The organism is Streptomyces tatrensis, from assembly GCF_049310065.1.
Classification (GTDB): domain Bacteria; phylum Actinomycetota; class Actinomycetes; order Streptomycetales; family Streptomycetaceae; genus Streptomyces.
Genome location: NZ_JBMDLB010000007.1, coordinates 1,227,810 through 1,247,588, shown reverse-complemented (window position 1 = coordinate 1,247,588; position 19,779 = coordinate 1,227,810). Strand labels below are relative to the sequence as shown.

The following is a 19,779-nucleotide window of genomic DNA, read 5'->3' as shown; positions in this document are numbered from 1 at the left end:
CACATGATCGATTTCCTGAACAGGAACATCTTCCAGCCACACCCGGAACTCCTGGTCTTCATCACCGTGGCGCTCGGCTTCCTCGTCGGGAAGCTGCGCTGGAAGGCCATCGGGCTGGGCGCCGTCACCGGCTGCCTCATCGTCGGACTCGTCTTCGGTGCCCAGTTCAAGATCACCATCGACGGGACCGTGAAGAACCTCTTCTTTACGATGTTCCTCTTCGCCCTCGGCTACAAGGTCGGCCCGCAGTTCTTCCGCGGCCTGAAGAAGGACGGTCTCCCGCAGGTCCTCAACGCGGTCATCGTCTGCGTCACGGGCCTGCTGGTCTCCTGGGGGTTCGCCGTCATGCTCGGCTACGGGCCGGGCCTCAGCGCCGGCCTGCTGGGCGGCGCGCTCACCCAGTCCGCCGTCATCGGCGTGGCCCAGGACGCCATCGGGAACCTTCCCGGCCTCTCGGCCGACCAGATCAAGGAGCAGCAGGACTTCGTCGCCGTCGGCTACGCGGTCACCTACCCGCTCGGCACCATCCTCTGCGCGATGCTCCTGGCCAACGTGCTGCCCCGGCTCTACCGGCGCAACCTGGCGGCAGAGAGCGCCCAGATCGCCAAGGAGATGGACGCGCCCAGCGACAACCCCGACCTGCACGAGGGGTACTACGAGATCGTCCTGCGGGCCTACACCATCCAGCGCCCCGATCTCGTCGGACGGACCATCGACGACTTCGAGAACCAGCAGAAGGCGCTGGGCCACCGCATCTACCTCACCCGGGTCCGCCGGGACGGAAAGATCCTCGAGCACACCCAGCAGACCACCCTGCTCGAAGGCGACGTCGTCGCCGTCAGCGCCCTGCGCGGCTCCCTGGTCGACTTCGACGCCCGCACCCACATCGGCCCCGAGACCGACGACGTCGAACTCCTCGGCTACCAGACCGAGACGCTGCACGTGGTCGCCTCCGAGAAGGCGCAGCTCGGCAAGACCATCGCGGAACTGCGCGCCGAGCCCTTCATGGTCGGGGTCTTCATCGACAAGCTCTACCGATCCGGCACCGAGTTCCCCTACCGGCTCGCCACCCAGCTGGAGCGCGGCGACACCCTGATCCTGTCCGGCCCGAAGCGGCTGGTCGACCCGGCCGGCAGGGCCATCGGCAAGCCGGTGCCCACCAGCTTCGCCACCGACATGATCTGGGTGGGCCTGGGCATCTTCCTCGGCGGCTGCCTGGGCATCCCGGCGCTCACCGCGGGCGGGGTCCCGATCTCGCTGTCCACCTCGGGCGGCGCGCTCATCATGGGCCTGGTCTTCGGCTGGATCCGCGGCAAGTACCCGACGTACGGCAACGTTCCGCCCGGCGCCCAGTGGTTCATGGACACCCTCGGGCTCTGCCTGTTCGTCGCGGTCGTCGGCATCAACGCCGGGCCCAGCTTCACCAGCGGACTGGCCACCGCGGGCTGGGGGCTGCTGCTCTTCGGAGCCATCGCCACGCTGATCCCGCTGCTGGTCGGCTTCTTGGTCGGCCACCACGTCCAGAAGATCCGCTTCCCGATCCTGATGGGCGTCCTCGCGGGCGGCCAGACCACCACGGCAGCGATCGGCGCGGTCAACGAACAGTCCAAATCGCAGGTGCCGACGCTCGGTTACACGATCCCCTACGCGATCAGCAACGTGCTGCTGACCATCTGGGGCGCCGTCATCGTCATCCTCAACCACTGACGCGAAGCCCCCTCGAACCAAAGATCCCTCGAAGTAAAGCCCCACGAACCTAAGCCCCCTCGAACTAAAGGAAGTCACCGTGCCGAAGACCACCTTCAGCCGCGAGGAGATCCAGTCCTTCGCGCAGCTCAGCCCGTTCGAGCTGAAGGACAAGTTCATCCAGCTCGCCCAGGCCGCCCAGGCCGACAAGCCCGGCCAGAAGGACACCACCGCCCGCGCCATGCTCAACGCAGGCCGCGGCAACCCGAACTGGATCGCCACCGGGCCGCGCGAGGCCTTCTACGCGCTGGGCTACTTCGCACTGGACGAGTCCCGCCGGGTGTGGACCGCCGACAACCTCGGCGGGATGCCGGAGAAGAAGGGCATCGGGGAGCGGTTCGAGTCCTGGGCCCGGCGCCACCCCGACCTGCCGGGCGTGGAGATGCTGTCCGCCTGCGTCCAGTACGCCCTGAAGCGCTGGCCGTTCGACAAGGACTCCTTCGTCCACGAGCTGACGGACTCCATCACCGGCGACAACTACCCGGTGCCGGACCGGATGCTGACGCACGCGGAGCACATCGTGCGCGGCTACGTCGCCGACGAGATGTTCGGCAAGAAGCCGCCGGAGGGAAACAACCTGTCGCTGTTCGCGACCGAGGGCGGCACCGCCGCCATGTGCTACATCTTCGACTCCCTGATGAAGAACGGGGTCCTGAAGAAGGGCGACAAGATCGCCCTGATGACCCCGGTGTTCACGCCGTACATCGAGATCCCCGAGCTCGACACCTTCGAGTTCGAGGTGGTCAACGTCTCCGCGAGCCTGTTCGCCGAGACCGGGGTGCGCCAGTGGCGCTACCCGGAGGAGGAGGTCGCCAAGCTGGCCGACCCCTCGGTGAAGCTCGTCTGCCTGGTGAACCCGTCCAACCCGCCCTCGCTCGCGCTGAGCGACCGGGTGGCGAACCAGATCAAGGACATCGTCGCCACCACCAACCCGAACCTGCTGATCGTCACGGACGACGTCTACGGCACCTTCGTGCCCGGCTTCCGCTCGATCGCCGCCGACCTGCCCCGCAACACCCTGCTCGTGTACTCGTACTCCAAGCACTACGGCTGCACCGGCTGGCGGCTCGGCGTCATCGGGCTGCACGACGACAACGTCATCGACGACATGGTCGCGGCCTTCCCCCAGGACCAGAAGGACCGCCTGGCCAAGCGGTACGGCACCCTCAGCCTGGAGCCGGAGAAGATCCGCTTCATCGACCGGCTCGTCGCGGACTCCCGTTCGGTGGCCCTCAACCACACGGCCGGCCTCTCGCTGCCGCAGCAGACGATGATGGTGCTCTTCTCGCTCTTCGACATGCTGGACGAGGGCCAGGCGTACAAGGAGCGCATCCGCCAGATCGTCCACCGCAGGCTCGACCTGCTGCTGGAGGGCGCCCAGATGAAGATCTCCGAGGACGACAAGCGGGCCGGGTACTACATCGAACTCGACCTGCTGGCCGAGGCGGAACGGGTCCACGGCAAGGACTTCGCGGACTTCCTGGAGAAGAACTACGAACCGGTCGACCCGCTGTTCCGGCTCGCCGAGCAGACCTCCGTCGTCCTGCTCAACGGCGGCGGCTTCGACGGCCCCCAGTGGTCGGTGCGCGTCTCGCTGGCCAACCTCGACGACCTGGACTACCTGAAGATCGGCCACCACCTGCGGGCGATCTTCAACGACTACGCGAGCGAGTGGGAGCGGGCGAAGGCGAACGGCTGATCGGCCCAGGCCCGGGAAAAGGGGTGTGCCCGCCGGATCGCGGCGGGCACACCCCTTTCGCCTTGGCGGATCAGCGCCGGATCAGCGCCTGGATCAGTGCCGGGTCAGCGGCCGATCAGCGGGTAGTGGTCGGAGAGGTTGTTGTACGTGTAGGAGGTGCCCCAGCTGGAGACCGTCCAGGGCGCCGACTGCTCCAGCACCACGTTGTTCTCCCAGTTCGCCGGGCGGGCGTTGCCCTTGCGGTAGAGCACGTAGTCCAGGTCCTCGCGCGGGTCGGTCGGGTAGCGGTACTTCGCTATCGAGTTCAGCGCGGTGTCGAAGGAGTACGGGTGGCCCGTGCGGGTGTCCGAGCCGGCCAGGTCGGCGTTGGCCAGCATGGTGGCCAGCTCCGGGGTGCGCGAGTCGACGTTCAGGTCGCCCGCCACGATGACCTGTTCGGCCGCCGGGATGTTCTTGCCGTCCAGGAACGCGTCGATGGTGCGGAACTGGCGGGCGCGCATCTCGGCCGCCTCGCCCGCGCCGCAGCCCGGGTCGGTGGACTGGGCGTGCGTGCCGACCACGTGGACCCTGGTGCCGTTCACGTCCAGCACGACGTAGGCGAAGCCCTTGTTGGACCACCAGTCGGCGCCGCAGGCGTCCTTGAAGACCACCTGCTCCTTGCGCACGATCGGCCACTTGCTGACGATCGCGACGCCGCCGTCCTCCGGGGTGGTGGAGGAGTAGGCGCCGCCCGTGGCGTCCCAGCCGGTCTTGCTGCGGCCCACGACGGGGGTCTGGTACGGGTACTGCGCGGCCGAGTTGGCCTTCAGCGCGTCCGAGGCGCCGTTGTCGAAGGCCTCCTGGAGCACGACCACGTCGTGGCCCTTGTACCAGGAGGCCTTGGGGATCTCCGCGGCCCGGTGGTCCTGGCCCCAGTTGGGGTACAGGCTCTTGCTCATCAGGAACGCGTTGTACGACAGGACGCTGAGCCGCGGCGCGGCGGCGCTCTCGGCGGCGGTGGCGGCCGGAGACGTCGTCGCGACCAGCGATCCGACGGCGATCGCGGCGACGGCCGCGGCGGCGGCGCGGGCCCTGCGGGGCTGGATCTGAGGCATGGAGGTTCCCTCGTTCCTGTGGGGGAAGATCGGCTCCGCCATCCAAGCAGCCAGGGTTACTTCGCGGTAACACCTGTGACACGGGTTTCTGGACGCAGGGGGTACATCTTCGGCGTTCCGGGCCGGTCCCTCGCCGGTCCCTCAGCCTGCCCGCCGGTCCTCGTCCTGCGCGGAGGTCCAGGTGAAGCCGCCCAGGCCGCCCGGCACGTCCGCGTCGGAGGTGTCGGGGGAGCCCGGGGCGTCCTCCCGGTGCCGGCGGAACCGCAGCAGGAAGTACGCCGCCGCGAACAGTGCGAAGAGCACCGCGAAGACCAGGGCCAGTGTCACGGCCGTGCCGGCCAGCATCCAGGGTGCCAGGGACTTCAGCACGGCCTCGGGGGACAGGTTCATGGCCGCAGGATGCACCGTCCACAGGGTCCGGCGGAAGCCACCGGCCCCCCTGCATACTGGGAGAACGGCAGTTTCGGCACTCTGGGGGCACACGGATGAGCACGACGGAGCGGCGCGACCCCGAGCCCCCGCCGCCCGGGGGAGTGCTCTGGACCATCGCCGGAGACGTCCGCGCGCTGCTCATGCTGCCCGCCGCCTTCACCCTGCAGGTCGCCCACCCCGCCATCGGCGCCGGGGTCGACGAGCACTCCGTCTTCCGCACCGACCCCTGGGGCCGCGGCGAGCGCTCCCTGCGCTCCGTCCAGCTGTGGGTGTACGGCGGGGCCGACGCCGCGGCCGAGGGGCGCCGGGTGCGCCGCCTGCACAAGGAGATCCAGGGCACCGACACCCGCGGGCGCCGCTACCACTCCCTGGACCCGGCCTGCTACGCCTGGGTGCACGCCACCGGCTTCCCGATCTACCTCTACGCCGGGCGCTACCTGCTGCGCCCCTTCACCCCGGCCCAGGAGCGCCGGCTCTACCGGGAGTGGCTCCAGGTGGGCCGCATCCTCGGCCTGCACGACCGGGACATGCCGCAGAGCATCGAGGAGTACTGGCCGTACTACCACCGCATGCTGGCGGAGGAGATCGAGCCCACCAAGGTCGTCCGCGAACTCCTCGCCACCGACGCGCCCCTGCCCCGCCCCGCCGGAGGCCCGCTGCCGGTCCGGATCCTGCTGCACCTGACCTGGCCCGTCCTGCGGGCCGCCTTCCTGCACTTCCGGGCCTTCGTCACCGCCGGCTACATGCCGCCCGAGGCGCGCGCCGCCATCGGCCTGGAGTGGACCCCGGCCCAGGAGCGCCGCCTGCGCCGCTTCAGCACGGCCGTGCGTCTCCTCGTACCCCTCCTGCCGGAGCGCCTGCGCTACCTCCCGATCGCCCGCGCGGCCCGGGCGCGCGTACGCGCCGCCGCCCGCTGAGGGGCGACGGCGCGCAGCGTCACGGGGCGGCGGGTCAGTGGTCGTGCACGGTGTTCGTCACGGCGATCTTCTTCCAGGACTTCGGCTCGGCCGCCGGCTTCGCGGCCGGCGCGCGCAGGGTGCGGGCGCCCGGCAGGGTGGTCGCCTTCACCGGGTTCAGCGCCGAGGCGGCCGGCTTGCCCGGGGTGTACAGCCAGGTCTCGAAGAGCTGCGCGAGCGGCTGGTTCGAGACCTTCTCGGCGTAGCGGACGAAGTCGCCGACCTTGGCGTTGCCGTAGGCCCGCTCGGTCGGCCAGCCCTTCAGGATCTGGAAGAACTTCTCGTCGCCGATCGTGTTGCGCAGCGCCTGGAGGGCGATCGCCCCACGGTCGTAGACGGCTCCGTGGAACTGGTTCTCCGGACCCGGGTCACCCGGCTTGACCTGCCAGAACGGGTCCTCGGCCGCCCGCAGCCCGTACGCCCAGTCGGCGAGCTCCTGCGCGGTGCCCTCGCCCTCCTTCTCCGACCACAGCCACTGGCTGTAGCGGGCGAAGCCCTCGTTGACCCAGATGTCCTTCCAGCCGTCGACGGACACGCTGTCCCCGTACCACTGGTGGGCGATCTCGTGCACGACCACGGACACGTTCGCGCCGTTCGCGAACTGCCGGGGGCTGTAGAACGGCCGGGTCTGCGTCTCCAGCGCGAACCCGCTGGGCACGTTCGGCACGTACCCGCCGAGCGCGTTGAAGGGGTACGGACCGAAGACCCCCTCCAGCCACTCCGCGACCTCGCCGGTCCGCTCCACGCTGGCGCGCGCCGCGCCCGCGTTGTCGCCGAGGTCCTGGCTGTAGGCGTTCAGGATCGGCAGCCCGCTCGTCGTCTTGTCGGTGGTGATGTCGAACTTGCCGATGGCGAGGGTGGCGAGGTACGTGGCCTGCGGCTTGTTCGAGCGCCAGTTGTACCGGGTCCAGCCCAGCCGCGAACTCTGCGACTGCAGGACGCCGTTGCTGATGGCCTGGGTGCCGTCGGGCACGTTCACCGACACGTCGAAGGTGGCCTTGTCGAGCGGGTGGTCGTTGCTCGGGAACCACCAGACCGCCGCATCGGGCTCCTGCGCGGCGACGCCGCCGTCCGGGGTGCGCTGCCAGGCCGACCAGCCGTCGACCTTGAACTCCGAGGGCTTGCCCGCGTACTTGACGACCACGCTCGACTGCTTGCCCCGCTGGAGCGGGGAGGCCGGGGTGACCTCGAGCTCCGAGGTGCCGGACTTGGCGAACTTCGCCTTGACCCCGTTGACCCGGATCTCGCTGACGTCCAGACCGAAGTCGAGGTTGAAGCGGGACAGGTCCTGCTTGGCGGTGGTGAGCAGGGTGGCCGTGCCCTCCAGCAGGTCGGTCTTCGGCTGGTACTGGAGGCGCAGGTCGTAATGGGACACCTCGTACCCGCCGTTGCCGCTGGCCGGGTAGTAGGGATCGCCGATACCCGGTGCGCCCGGAACGGAACTCGCCGCCGACGCCGGGATCACCAGCAGAAGGGAAGCGGCGAGCACGCTCGGGGCGATGACTTTGCGGTGCACCTTGAACTCCAAGTGGTAGGGGAGTGGCTTCCGTTCGACCGTATTCACGCCCGGCGCCCCGCGTCATGTCTACGGCCCCTCCTGTCACACGATCGCCACGCGTCTGAAAGACGCCCGTGCGGAACGTGTCGTTCCGGGGGTCTCGACGCCTCGCGCACCACTCCTGGCCTGCGCCGATCGATGTCCGGATCTGCGGGTCGGCCGTCATTGCCCGTGCGTTCGCGGCGTCCTAGCGTTGTCCTCGTGGCCCCCGATACGGCCGCACACCCCACCCTCGTGAGAACGGCACCCCCATGGCTACCACCACGCTGCGTCAGCTCAACGGCTTCGACGAGACCCCCGCGACCTTCGAGGACGCGGTCCTGGTCCTGGTCGACTACCAGAACACCTACACCGGCGGCGTCATGGAACTCGACGGCTGGGAACCCGCGCTGGCCTCCGCCTCCCGGCTCCTCGCCCGGGCCCGCGAGGCCGGCACCCCCGTCGTCCACGTCCGGGACGGCGGCTACGGAGTCGACACCGAGCCGGGCACCCTGCACGCCTCCGTCGCCCCCCGGGCCGGCGAGGCCGTCGTCACCAAGTCCGTCCCGAACGGCTTCCACCGGACCGACCTCCACGAGATCACCGAGGCCACCGGCCGCAAGAACCTGATCATCGCCGGGTTCATGACCAACATGTGCACCCTGTTCACCACCGAGGGCGCCTTCCTGCACGGCTACGCCCCGACGGTCGTCGCCGACGCCTCGGCGACCCGGGCGCTGGAAAGCCCGGCCGGCGCCCTGACCGCGCGCCAGATCCACCAGGCGGCCCTCGCCACGGTCACCGAGCTCTACGGGGTCGTCGTCGCGACCGGAGCCGAGCTGAAGTAATGCCGGACCGCGCCTCTCCGGCAAGGCCCTGCCGGAGAGACGCACCGCTCTTCTCTCCATACCAAGCAGTCGTTAGCCTGCACGCCATGACACTTCCGGCGCACGCCGCCCGCAGCTGCTGGCACGGGGCGATCAACCCGCTGCACTCCACCGTCTACTTCTCGCCCGACCTCGGCAAGGAGTTCGCCGCCCTCGGGATCACCGACCCCAACGCCGTCAACCTCGCCTCCCGCTCCGCCGCCATGGGCGCGGTCGGCGCGGGCACGGTGTCGGCCACCTTCTACAACTACCGCCACGACCTCGTCGCCCGGCACCTGCCCGCCGTCTGGGAGACCGCCACCCCCGAGCGGGTCCTCGCCGCCCGGCTGCGGGCCGCGGACAGCACCCTGCGCCGGCTCCTCGGCGAGGAGACCATCGCCTCCCCCGGGATCGCGGAGGCCGCCGGGCTCGCGATGCGCGCGACCGAGGCCTGCACCCGGCACGCCCGTACGCTCTACTCGGCCCACGCGGACCTCCCCGTACCCGAGGAGCCGCACCTCAAGCTGTGGCACGCCACCACCCTGCTGCGCGAGCACCGCGGCGACGGGCACCTCGTCGCCCTGCTCACCCTGGGCCTGGACCCGGTCGAGGCCCTGGTCAGCCACACGGCCAGCGGCCACGGCATGACCCCGAAGTACGTCAAGTTCATCCGGGGCTGGGACCAGTCCGACCTCGACGCGGCCGCGGACCGCCTGCGCGAGCGCGGCCTGCTCGACGCGGCCGGCGAGCTGACGCCCGAGGGCGCGGCGCTGCGCGAAGCGCTGGAGACGGAGACCGACCGCCTGGACGAGGCTCCGTACGAGCACCTCGGCGCGGCCGGAGTCGCCCGGCTCGCGGAGCTCGGCGGCGGCTTCACCGTCCAGGCCTTCGTCGCCGGAGCCTTCCCCGGGGACCTCATGGGCAAGGCCTGAGACCCGGACCGGGCCCGGCTCCCGACGTCCGCGGCCGCCACCTGCCACAATTGGCAGCCTTCCGACGCAGCACGCTGCAGGCTGCACGCAGTACGCAGCACGGACCAGCAGCACGAACACGTACGAAGGCAGGCGGGACCGCACAGTGACGATGTCCATCGAAGGCAGGATCGCCGAGGAGCTCGGCGTACGGGAGCGGCAGGTCAAGTCCGCCGTCGAGCTGCTCGACGGCGGCTCGACCGTGCCGTTCATCGCTCGCTACCGCAAGGAAGCGACCGAGATGCTCGACGACGCCCAGCTGCGCACCCTGGAGGAGCGCCTGCGCTACCTGCGCGAGCTGGAGGACCGGCGCGCGGCGATCCTCGACTCCGTACGGGAGCAGGGCAAGCTCGACGCCGAGCTGGAGGCCCGCATCAACGCGGCCGACACCAAGGCGCGGCTGGAGGACATCTACCTCCCCTTCAAGACCAAGCGCCGCACCAAGGCACAGATCGCCCGCGAGGCCGGCCTCGCGCCGCTCGCCGAGGGGCTGCTGGCCGACCCCTCGCAGGAACCGGCCGCAGCGGCCGCCGCGTTCGTCGACGCGGACAAGGGCGTGGCCGACGCGGCCGCCGCCCTGGAGGGCGCCCGCTCCGTCCTCACCGAGAAGTTCGGCGAGGACGCCGACCTCATCGGCGAACTGCGCGAGCGCATGTGGGGCCGCGGCCGGCTCGCCGCGAAGGTCCGCGAGGGCAAGGAGGAGGCGGGCGCCAAGTTCGCCGACTACTTCGACTTCACCGAGCCGTTCACCGCCCTCCCCTCGCACCGCGTGCTCGCCATGCTCCGCGGGGAGAAGGAGGACGTGCTCGACCTCACCCTGGAGCCGGAAGAGCCGAGCGAGACGCCCGGCCCCTCCACGTACGAGGGCATGGTCGCCCGCCGCTTCGGCATCAACGACCGCGGCCGCCCCGGCGACAAGTGGCTCGCCGACACCGTCCGCTGGGCCTGGCGCACGAAGATCCAGGTGCACCTCGGCATCGACCTGCGTTCCCGGCTGCGCGCCGCCGCCGAGGACGAGGCGGTACGGGTCTTCGCGTCCAACCTGCGCGACCTGCTGCTCGCGGCACCCGCCGGCACCCGCGCGACGCTCGGGCTGGACCCGGGCTTCCGCACCGGCGTGAAGGTCGCCGTGGTGGACGCCACCGGCAAGGTGGTCGCCACCGAGGTGATCTACCCGCACGTGCCCGCCAACAAGTGGGACGACGCGCTGGCCAAGCTGGCCCGCCTCGCCAAGGAGCACGCGGTCGAGCTCGTCGCCATCGGCAACGGCACCGCCTCCCGCGAGACCGACAAGCTCGCCGCGGACCTCATCACCCGCAACCCCGAGCTGAAGCTCACCAAGGTGATGGTCTCGGAGGCCGGCGCCTCCGTGTACTCGGCCTCCGCCTTCGCCTCGGCCGAACTCCCGGACATGGACGTGTCGTTGCGCGGCGCGGTCTCCATCGCCCGGCGCCTGCAGGACCCGCTCGCCGAACTGGTCAAGATCGACCCGAAGTCGATCGGTGTCGGCCAGTACCAGCACGACCTGTCCGAGGTGAAGCTCTCGCGCTCGCTGGACGCCGTGGTCGAGGACTGCGTGAACGGCGTCGGCGTCGACGTCAACACCGCCTCCGCGCCGCTGCTTTCGCGGGTGTCGGGCATCAGCGGCGGACTCGCCGAGAACATCGTGGCGCACCGCGACGCCAACGGCCCCTTCCGCAACCGCAAGGGGCTCAAGGACGTGGCCCGCCTCGGCCCGAAGGCGTACGAGCAGTGCGCGGGCTTCCTGCGGATCCGCGACGGGGACGACCCGCTGGACTCCTCCAGCGTGCACCCCGAGGCCTACCCGGTGGTCCGCACCATGGGCAAGACGGCGGGCAGCGAGGTGGCGGCCCTGATCGGCAACACCGGTGTGCTGCGCTCGCTGCGGCCGGAGCAGTTCGTCACCGAGGCCTTCGGCCTGCCGACGGTCACGGACATCCTGCGCGAGCTGGAGAAGCCGGGCCGGGACCCGCGGCCCGCGTTCAAGACGGCGACCTTCAAGGAGGGCGTCGAGAAGATCGGCGACCTGGCTCCCGGGATGATCCTGGAGGGCGTGGTCACCAACGTGGCCGCCTTCGGCGCCTTCATCGACATCGGCGTCCACCAGGACGGGCTGGCGCACGTCTCCGCGCTGTCGAAGAACTTCGTCAAGGACCCGCGGGACGTGGTGAAGCCGGGCGACATCGTCCGCGTCAAGGTCATGGACGTGGACATCCCGCGCAAGCGGATCTCGCTGACGCTGCGGCTGGAGGACGAGGCGGAGCGGGGCGGCGCCGACGGCGGCGCCCCGAGGCAGCGCGAGGAGCGGGGCGAGCGGCGGGGCGGCGGCCGGCCCCCGCAGCAGCGCGGCCCGGCCGGCGGCCAGGGTGCTCAGGGCGGCGGCGAGCGCGGCCAGGGCGGCCAGGGCGGCTCCCGCGACGGCGGCAAGGGCCGCCGCCAGGGCGGTCAAGGCGGCCAGGGCGGCGGCGGCCAGCGGCAGGGCGGCCAGGGCGGCGGCGCTCCGGCCCCCGCCAACAGCGCGATGGCCGACGCGCTGCGCCGCGCGGGGCTCAGCGGCCCCGACGAGCGGGGCGGCCGCAAGCGCTAGCCATGCGTGGCAGTGCGTGCCGGATTGGCTGAATAGGCACCCGACATGGGGACATACCTTGCCAACTCATCCGGGTGATCTGTAGGGATGACGGAACGCCCGTTCGTCTTGCGGCGAGCGGGCTTCCGCATTTCCCCCTCAGGACCGCACTCCCGAGGCCGCCTTGAAGGCTAAGGACGTCATGGCCCAGCCCACGCACGCCTACCACCGTTGCCCGAGAAAGGGTCCGAAGAGGGAACACATGCGCCACCCTCAGCCCAGTCTGCGCAGACGGTGCGAGGCGATTCTCGGCCGTCTTGAACTGACACACCCCTTCTCGCTCGACGGTCTGTGCGAGCGGATAGCCGAGCAGCGGGGCCGCCCCATCCGGCTCCACCCGCTGCCCAAGGAGGCCGCGGAGTCCGGCGTGTGCGGACTGTGGGTCGGCACCGCCGACGTGGACTACGTCTTCTACGAGGCCCAGACCACCCCGCTGCACCGGGAGCACATCGTGCTCCACGAGATCGGCCACATCCTCTTCGGGCACCACTCCCTCGAAGCCGGTGAGGCGGACGGATCCGTTCCCACCGTGCTCGGGCGCACCAACTACACCACCCGCCAGGAGCGGGAGGCGGAGATGCTCGCCAGCATGATCCGCATCCGCACGGGGACCCGAGGCCCGCACCCCGGCCACGGGGCCGCAGGCCGGGACACGCTCGAACGGCTGGAGTCCGCGATGGGCTACGAGCGGCGCGGGCGGGGGCCGGTCCACCGTGGCCTCTGACCTGATCGCCTTCGGCGACGCGCTCGCCGTCCCCAGCGTCGTCTGCCTCTGGGTCGCCGTCCTGCTCCGCGCGCCCGGCGCCCTGCGCGCCCCGCACCAGCGGGGCCTGTGGCTCGCCGTCGCCACCGCCGCGGCCGCGATGACCCTGAACCTCCCCGACGTCGTCGCCTACGCCATGGGCCGCGACCCGGGCTACGCGCACACCATCGGGCTGGTGCGCAACCTCATCGGCGTCCTCTCGGCCGGCGCCGTGCTCTACTTCGTGGCCGCCGCCACCCGGGGCCGCCGGCTCCAGATCGCCTCCGGCGCCGGCACGGTCCTGTGGCTGACCGTCCTCGTCGCCCTGGACACCGCGGCGCCCGACCACGGCACGCACACCATCCCGCCCGCAGGCGACCCGGTGCCCTCTCTCACGTACTGGCTGGTGCTGATCTGCGCCCACCTGCTCGCCAACACCATCTGCGTATCCGTCTGCTGGCGCTACAGCCGTCGCGCCGAGAGCCGGGGCCTCGCCGCCGGACTGCTGCTCTTCGGCCTGGGCACCGCGCTCGCCGGGGTGTTCTGGTTCGTGTACCTGCTGAAGGCGCTGTTCGGCTTCACCTGGGCGATGCCCGCGAACCCGCTGCTGATGAACGTGCACGGGCTGCTCCGCGCCGCCGCGATCCTCGTCCCGACCCTGTTCACCTTCCGCCGCACGGCCGCCGACATCGCGACCGCCTGGCGGCTGTGGCCGCTCTGGCGCGACCTGGTCCACGCCGTCCCGCACGTCGCCCTCAACAAGCCGCGCGCCGGCCGGGTGCTGGAGTTGCTGTGGCCGCCGGTCCCGCGCAACCTGCTCGTCTACCGCAAGGTCATCGAGACCCGCGACGCCATCCTGATCCTCGGGGAGTACGTCGCTCCGGGCGTGCCGGAGCTCGCGCGCAGCCACGTGGCCGACAGCGGAGTACCCGAACAGCGGGCCGGCGCGGCCGCGCTGGCCTGCGTACTGAAGGAGGCGCGGCAGGCGAAGCTCGCCGGGATCCCGCAACAGCGGTCCGAGGAGAACGCCTTGGAGCTGCCCGCGGCCCTCCAGACCACGGCCGGGGGAGGAGACCTGGAGGGCGAGGCCCGTTTCCTCGTGAAGGTCGCCCAGGCCTACGCCTCACCGGCCACCGCGGGCTTCACCCCGTGACCTCCGCACCACGCTCGACCGCCAGGAAGTGAACGTCTCTTGACCACCACCGTACTGATCACAGGGGCCAGCGCCGGACTCGGCGCCGCCTTCGCCCGCGGCTTCGCCGCCAAGGGCTGCGACCTCGTCCTCGTCGCCCGGGACAAGGGCCGCCTCGAAGCCGTCGCCGCCGACCTCGCCCGGGAATTCGGCTCCGTCTGCGAGGTGTTGCCCGCCGACCTGCTCGACGCGGCCGGGCTCGGAGCCGTCGCCGAACGGCTCGCCGACCGGGCCCGGCCCGTCGACATCCTGGTCAACAACGCCGGCTTCGGCCTCCCCGCCCCGTTCCCGTACAGCCCGGTCGAGGACGAGGAGCGGATGCTCGACCTGCTGGTCAAGGTGCCGCTCCGGCTCACCCACGCGGTGCTCCCGGGCCTGCGCGAGCGCCGCCGCGGCGCCGTGCTCAACGTCTCCTCGGTGGCCGGACTGCTCCCGACCGGGACCTACGGCGCCGCCAAGGCCTGGATCACGGCCTTCAGCGAGTCGCTGCGCGTGGACATGGAGCCGTACGGGGTCCGCGTGCTGGCGGTGGTGCCGGGATTCACCCGCACCGAGTTCCAGGAGCGCGCCGGGATGGACGTCAGCGCCCTGCGCGACGCGGTGTGGCTGGAGCCGCACGACGTGGTGGCCAAGGCCCTGAAGGATCTGGCCCGGCGCCGCCCGGTGAGCATCACGGGCCGGCGCTACCAGGCGTACGCGCTGGCCGCCCGCCACCTCCCGCGCGGCTTCGTGGCCCGGAAGATGGCCCGCACGCGCAGGCCTCCGGCGGACGCGGGATAAGCCCCGCCGACCCGGCCGTCAGGGACCGCCGATCCGGTCCAGCGCCGCCCGGGCGTCCCGGAGCAGCTCCTCGTCCATGCGGAAGCTCGCCCCGTACCGGCGCGGCGGCCCGGCCGCCACGGCCCGCAGCACGGGCAGGGCGGCCGCCGCGGGCGGGCCGACCGCCCCCAGCGCGCGCACGGTCCGCAACGTCAGCTCGGTGACGCGGTGTTCGGCCAGCGGCGCCAGCTCCGGCAGCAGCGCCGCGACGGCGGGGGCCGGATCGCCGGTGATCCGCCACCAGGCTTCGGCAGCGTCGACCCTGCTCCACTCGCCCGGGAGGCCGAGCAGGGCCCGCACGGAACCGGCGTACGGGGCTACGAGCGGCCCCAGGTCGGCGAGGTAGCGCAGCACCGGACGGCCGAGTCCCGCCCGGGCCGCCGATCCGCAGACCCGCAGCGCCAGTTCGGCATCGCCCGTCACCCGCCAGTGCGCCCAGGCCGCGGTCTGCGAGCCCTGCCACGGCTCCGGCGAGCGCTCGGTGCCGACGCCGAAGCGCCACGGGCTCGTCTCCCCCCGGGCGAGCGCGGCCAGCGCCCCGGCGGCGGCCGAGGCGGCCGGTCCGATCCGCCCCAGGGCTTCGGCGGCGGGCCGGGCGGACGCGGTGTCCAGGAGGTCGGCCAGCTCCGGCACGGCGGGAGCCGCGGCGGGGCCCCACTGGGCGAGGGCGGCCAGGATCTTGCCGGTGAGGAGGGACCCGGGGTCGTGGACGAGCCGGTCCCGGAAGTCCGGCAGCAGATCCGAAGCCCAGGACACGGGCAGCGGTCCGACCTCCAGGAAGGAGTGCCCGAACTGCTCCCGGTGCAAGGACACCGCTCGGGGATCCCCGATGTGGACCAGTGTCCGTACTGCGAAGGGCGCGCTCCAGGGGCCGAGGGCGGGGGGCCTCTCGAACGCGCGGATGATCCGGTCCGCGTACGGGGCCGCCGCGGACCCGCACCGGGCGAGTTCCCTCAACGCCTGGTGCGCCACCTCGGGTTCGTCCTCCAGTCCCGCGGCGACCGACTCCCAAAGGTGCTCCTGCGGGTAGCGCCAGTAGCGGAGCTGGCCGCCGGCCGCACGCACGGCCTGAGCCCGCAGGCCCGGGTCCCGGTGTCGGGCCAGGCCGTCCACCAGAGCCCGTGCCTCGCAGCGATGGGCCGTGAGGTGATCCGCGTACTGCTCCACCGGCGGGTAGGCGTCCGGCCACCAGGGCACCACGGGCAGCCGGCCCGTCCCGACCTCGGTGAAGGCCCCGGCGATGCGGCTGCCCGTGCCCTCCGCGCCTCCCGGGGCGGCCGTCAGCAGCACGGCCCGCGCGGCGGCCAGCCGAACGAGGGCGTCCCGGTGGTCCAGCCAGGGCCGCAGCCACTCCGCGACCGCCGGGTCGCCGGATCGCGAGAGCGTTCCGATCGCGAGGAGCTGGGAAACCAGCGCTGTCGGATCCTGCTCCGCGCGGGCCTGCCGCCGGAGCGCGGGCAGCGTCGCCGGATCCCCTCCCCCGAGCCCGCGCAGCAGCCAGGCCGCGGCGGCCCGGACTTGCGCCGCCGGGTCCGAGACCAGCAGGGCCACCTGGGGCTCCCGGGCCGCGAAGGCGAGGAAGGACGGCAGGTGCACGCCGACACGGCGCTCACCGATGCTGTGGGCGCGCCGGGCCAGCAGTTCCAGGACCAAGGGCCGCCGGTGCGCGTCCAGCCGCGGAAGCAGCTCGAACAGCCGCTGGGTGATCTCGACGAACAGCGGCTCGTCGCTGCGCCAGCCGATCAGCTCCTCCAACTGCGCCCAGGAGGAGCGGCTCAGTTCCGGTATCAGCAGTCCGCGCAGCAGGCCGGGAACCTGCTCCTGCCCGGCCGCCACCCCTTCGAGCTGGTGCCAGGGCGTCCCGGCCCCCCGTTCGTCCATACCGGGGAGCCTATGCCGGGCCGGAGCCTCAGAGCTCGGTGACCTTGCCGTCCGCGACGTGCAGGCGGCGGGTCACCTGGACCGCGTCGAGCATCCGGCGGTCGTGGGTGACCAGCAGCAGGGTGCCCTCGTACGCCTCCAGGGCGGACTCCAGCTGCTCGATCGCCGGCAGGTCGAGGTGGTTCGTGGGCTCGTCCAGCACCAGCAGGTTCACCCCGCGCCCCTGGAGCAGCGCCAGGGCCGCCCGGGTGCGCTCGCCGGGGGAGAGGGTGGCCGCCGGGCGGGTCACGTGCGCGGCCTTCAGGCCGAACTTGGCCAGCAGGGTGCGGACTTCGGCCGGTTCGGTGTCCGGGACGGCCGCGCAGAAGGCGTCGATGAGGGGTTCGTCGCCGAGGAACAGGCCGCGGGCCTGGTCGACTTCGCCGACCCGGACGCCCGAGCCGAGGGTGGCGGAACCGGAGTCCGGGGCGAGCCGTTCCAGGAGAACGGCCAACAGGGTGGACTTGCCGGCCCCGTTGGCGCCGGTGATGGCGACCCGGTCCGCCCAGTCGATCTGCAGGCTGGCCGGTCCGAAGGCGAAGTCCCCGCGCTGGACGACCGCTTCGCGCAGTGTGGCCACCACGGAGCCGGAGCGCGGGGCCGCCGCGATCTCCATGCGCAGCTCCCACTCCTTGCGCGGCTCGTCGACCACGTCGAGACGCTCGATCGCGCGCTGCGTCTGGCGGGCCTTGGAGGCCTGCTTCTCACTCGCGTCGGCGGCGGCCTTCCTGGCGGACTTGTCGTTGTCGGTGGCCTTGCGCTTGGAGTTCTTGACGCCCTTGTCGCTCCAGCCGCGCTGCATCGCGGCCCGGTCCTCCAGCGCGGAGCGCTTGTCCGAGTACTCGTCGTACTCCTCGCGGGCATGGTTGCGGGCCCGCTCGCGCTCCGCCAGGTAGGCGTCGTAGCCGCCGCCGTAGAGGTTGATCTGCTGCTGGGCGAGGTCCAGTTCGAGGATCTTGGTGACGGTGCGCGTGAGGAACTCGCGGTCGTGGCTGATGACGACCGTGCCGGCGCGCAGCCCCTTCACGAACTGCTCCAGGCGCTCCAGACCGTCGAGGTCCAGGTCATTGGTGGGCTCGTCGAGCAGGAAGACGTCGTAGCGGGACAGCAGGAGCGAGGCGAGCCCGGCGCGGGCGGCCTGGCCGCCGGACAGCGCCGTCATCGGCAGGTCGAGGCCGACGGACAGCCCGAGGTCGTCGGCCACCTGCAGGGCGCGCTCGTCGAGGTCGGCGCCGCCGAGGTTCAGCCACCGGTCGAGGGCGTCCGCGTACGCGTCGTCCGCGCCCGGGGTTCCGTCCACCAGGCCCTGCGTCGCCTCGTCCAGTTCCGCCTGCGCGGCGGCCACCCCGGTACGCCGGGCCAGGAACTCGCGGATGGACTCGCCCGGGCGCCGCTCCGGCTCCTGGGGGAGGTGCCCGACGGCGGCGCCGGGCGGGGCGAGGCGCAGCTCACCGGTCTCGGGGGTGTCCAGCCCGGCGAGCATCCGCAGCAGGGTGGACTTCCCGGCGCCGTTGACGCCGACGAGGCCGATGACGTCGCCGGGCGCGACGACGAGGTCGAGATCGGCGAAGAGCGTGCGCTCACCGTGCGCGGCGGTGAGCTTCTTGGCGACGAGGGTTGCAGTCATGATGCCCCGATCCTATCCGCGCCCCGCCCGTCCGGGTCCCGGGGCCGGGGCGCAGCGGCGGCCGGCCCGGAGGTTCACGCGCCGACGAGCCGCAGGGCCGCCCACGGGCTCACGCGCCGACGAGCCCCAGGGCCGCCCACAGGCCCGTCACCGCCGCGGCGAGGGCCGGCACGGTGGTCAGCAGGCCGAGCCGGGTGAAGTCCCCGAGGGTGACGCCGTCGTACCTGTCCGCGTGCAGGATCCGCCGCCACAGCAGCGTGGCCAGGGAGCCCGCGAAGGTCAGGTTCGGTCCGATGTTCACGCCGATCAGTACGGCGAGCACCGGCCCCGCGCCGCCCACCGCCGCCACCGGGAGCAGGGCCAGTACCGCGGGCAGGTTGTTGATCAGGTTGGCGAGTACGGCGGCCACCGCCGCCACCGCGAGCAGCGCGGGCAGCGAGTCCCCGGCCGGGGTCACCCACTCCAGCCCGGCCCCGAGCCCGTGGTCCACCACCGCGCGCACCACCACCCCCAGCACGAACAGGCAGAAGGCCGGCGCCGTCGAGCCCAGGATCGCCGCCGGGGTGGTCTCCCGGCGCCGCAGCGCCCGTACGGCCAGGACCAGCGCGCCCGCGAGGGCCGCCCAGGCCGGGCTCGCCCCCGCGAAGGAGGCGAGGGCGAAGCCGGCCAGGGTCAGTGCGAGCACCCCGGCCGCGAACCGGGGCAGCGGCGCAGGCTCCCCGGCCTGAGGCTTGTGCTCCGGGGCCGCCGCCAGGTCGCTGCGGAAGAAGCGCCGGAACACGGCGTACTCCACGCCGATGGCCGCCAGCCAGGGCAGGGTCATGAGCGCCGCGAACCGGGTGAAGGACAGCCCGCTCGCGGCGAAGGCGAGCAGATTGGTGAGGTTCCGACCGGCAGGAGGAGCGAGGCGGAGTTGGCCAGGTGCGCGGTGGCGTAGACGTGCGGGCGCGGCCGGGCCCCCAGCCGGGAGGCGGTCGCCAGGACCACCGGGGTCAGCAGCACCACGGTCGCGTCCAGGCTCAGCGCGGCGGTGACGACCGAGGCGACGGCGAACACCCCGCCGAGCAGTGCCACGGGTCCGCGCCCCGCCGCCCGCCGGGCCACCATCGCCCCGGCGGCCTCGAACAGCCCCTCGTCGGCGCAGAGCCGGGCCAGCGCCAGGATGACCGCGAGGAACCCGACCACGGGCAGCAGCTCGCGCGTCTGCGCCCACGCGTCGGCGGGCGGTACGACGCCCAGGACGACGAGCAGCCCGGCGGCGGGCACGGCGGCCGCGGCCTCCGGCAGCCCGCGCGGGCGCAGGACGGCGAAGGCCAGCACCCCGAGGAGGAGGGCGACGGCCAGACAGGCGGCGACGGGGTACAGGACGGGCTCCGGAGCGGGTGGGAAGGAAGGGGAGGGGGTCGCGACGGCGGGGCGCCGGACCGGTGGAGACACAGGGCCACGACAGGATCGCACCGGGCCCCGCATGGCCGGATAGGTGGGGTACCCGTCATTGCTGTCATCGCGCGGGGTGCCACACGATGGGGCC

At 72.3% G+C, this 19,779-nt stretch carries 14 protein-coding genes and 1 pseudogene; 9 read left to right on the top strand and 6 right to left on the bottom strand.

Annotated features, from left to right (window positions below):
- Positions 1 to 3: 3 nt before the first annotated feature.
- Both aspT and ACODT5_RS09410 read left to right on the top strand, forming a co-directional pair.
- Complete coding sequence (aspT, locus tag ACODT5_RS09415) at positions 4 to 1,707, top strand: aspartate-alanine antiporter (RefSeq protein WP_422518718.1); 1,704 nt, start codon at positions 4 to 6, stop codon at positions 1,705 to 1,707.
- A 79-nt stretch (positions 1,708 to 1,786) separates the two neighbouring features.
- Complete coding sequence (locus ACODT5_RS09410) at positions 1,787 to 3,445, top strand: bifunctional aspartate transaminase/aspartate 4-decarboxylase (protein WP_422518717.1); 1,659 nt, start codon at positions 1,787 to 1,789, stop codon at positions 3,443 to 3,445.
- 104 nt (positions 3,446 to 3,549) lie between these two features.
- Here ACODT5_RS09410 and sph read toward each other — a convergent pair whose 3' ends face one another.
- Together sph and ACODT5_RS09400 are read right to left on the bottom strand one after the other, a co-directional pair.
- Positions 3,550 to 4,539, bottom strand: a complete 990-nt coding sequence (gene sph, locus ACODT5_RS09405) for a sphingomyelin phosphodiesterase (protein WP_422518716.1) — start codon at positions 4,537 to 4,539, stop codon at positions 3,550 to 3,552.
- Positions 4,540 to 4,680: 141 nt separating this feature from the next.
- Positions 4,681 to 4,929 (bottom strand): hypothetical protein, encoded by a 249-nt coding sequence (locus ACODT5_RS09400; protein WP_422518715.1) that lies wholly within the window; start codon positions 4,927 to 4,929, stop codon positions 4,681 to 4,683.
- Positions 4,930 to 5,024: 95 nt separating this feature from the next.
- Here ACODT5_RS09400 and ACODT5_RS09395 point away from each other — a divergent pair, with 95 nt between their 5' ends.
- The gene (locus ACODT5_RS09395) at positions 5,025 to 5,888 is read left to right on the top strand and encodes an oxygenase MpaB family protein (RefSeq protein WP_422518714.1); all 864 of its coding nucleotides are present in this window, start codon (positions 5,025 to 5,027) and stop codon (positions 5,886 to 5,888) included.
- Between the two features lie 34 nt (positions 5,889 to 5,922).
- Here the strand turns inward: ACODT5_RS09395 and ACODT5_RS09390 are convergent, their stop codons facing one another.
- Positions 5,923 to 7,443 carry a M1 family metallopeptidase gene (locus tag ACODT5_RS09390; RefSeq protein ID WP_422518713.1) on the bottom strand — a complete coding sequence of 507 codons (1,521 nt, stop codon included), beginning with the start codon at positions 7,441 to 7,443 and terminating at the stop codon, positions 5,923 to 5,925.
- A gap of 293 nt (positions 7,444 to 7,736) precedes the next feature.
- On the opposite strand from ACODT5_RS09390, the gene ACODT5_RS09385 reads away from it, so the two are divergent.
- From ACODT5_RS09385 to ACODT5_RS09360, 6 genes are all read left to right on the top strand, one after another.
- Positions 7,737 to 8,312, top strand: coding sequence for a cysteine hydrolase family protein (locus ACODT5_RS09385; protein WP_422518712.1), 576 nt, complete (start codon positions 7,737 to 7,739; stop codon positions 8,310 to 8,312).
- 86 nt (positions 8,313 to 8,398) lie between these two features.
- The gene (locus ACODT5_RS09380; protein WP_422518711.1) at positions 8,399 to 9,262 is read left to right on the top strand and encodes an SCO6745 family protein; all 864 of its coding nucleotides are present in this window, start codon (positions 8,399 to 8,401) and stop codon (positions 9,260 to 9,262) included.
- 145 nt (positions 9,263 to 9,407) lie between these two features.
- The gene (locus tag ACODT5_RS09375) at positions 9,408 to 11,909 is read left to right on the top strand and encodes a Tex family protein (RefSeq protein ID WP_422518710.1); all 2,502 of its coding nucleotides are present in this window, start codon (positions 9,408 to 9,410) and stop codon (positions 11,907 to 11,909) included.
- Positions 11,910 to 12,150: 241 nt separating this feature from the next.
- Positions 12,151 to 12,672, top strand: coding sequence for a hypothetical protein (locus ACODT5_RS09370; RefSeq protein ID WP_422518709.1), 522 nt, complete (start codon positions 12,151 to 12,153; stop codon positions 12,670 to 12,672).
- Positions 12,662 to 13,843 (top strand): MAB_1171c family putative transporter, encoded by a 1,182-nt coding sequence (locus ACODT5_RS09365; protein ID WP_422518708.1) that lies wholly within the window; start codon positions 12,662 to 12,664, stop codon positions 13,841 to 13,843. Before ACODT5_RS09370 ends, ACODT5_RS09365 begins: the two co-directional genes overlap by 11 nt.
- Before the next feature lie 39 nt (positions 13,844 to 13,882).
- Complete coding sequence (locus ACODT5_RS09360; RefSeq protein WP_422518707.1) at positions 13,883 to 14,662, top strand: SDR family NAD(P)-dependent oxidoreductase; 780 nt, start codon at positions 13,883 to 13,885, stop codon at positions 14,660 to 14,662.
- Positions 14,663 to 14,680: 18 nt separating this feature from the next.
- Here the strand turns inward: ACODT5_RS09360 and ACODT5_RS09355 are convergent, their stop codons facing one another.
- From ACODT5_RS09355 to ACODT5_RS09345, 3 genes and pseudogenes are all read right to left on the bottom strand, one after another.
- Entirely contained in the window at positions 14,681 to 16,582 is a 1,902-nt protein-coding gene (locus tag ACODT5_RS09355; protein ID WP_422518706.1) for a HEAT repeat domain-containing protein, read from the bottom strand.
- Between the two features lie 28 nt (positions 16,583 to 16,610).
- Positions 16,611 to 18,248 carry an ABC-F family ATP-binding cassette domain-containing protein gene (locus ACODT5_RS09350; RefSeq protein WP_422518705.1) on the bottom strand — a complete coding sequence of 546 codons (1,638 nt, stop codon included), beginning with the start codon at positions 18,246 to 18,248 and terminating at the stop codon, positions 16,611 to 16,613.
- A 109-nt stretch (positions 18,249 to 18,357) separates the two neighbouring features.
- Positions 18,358 to 19,592, bottom strand: a pseudogene (locus tag ACODT5_RS09345) (SLC13 family permease).
- Between the last annotated feature and the right edge of the window lie 187 nt (positions 19,593 to 19,779).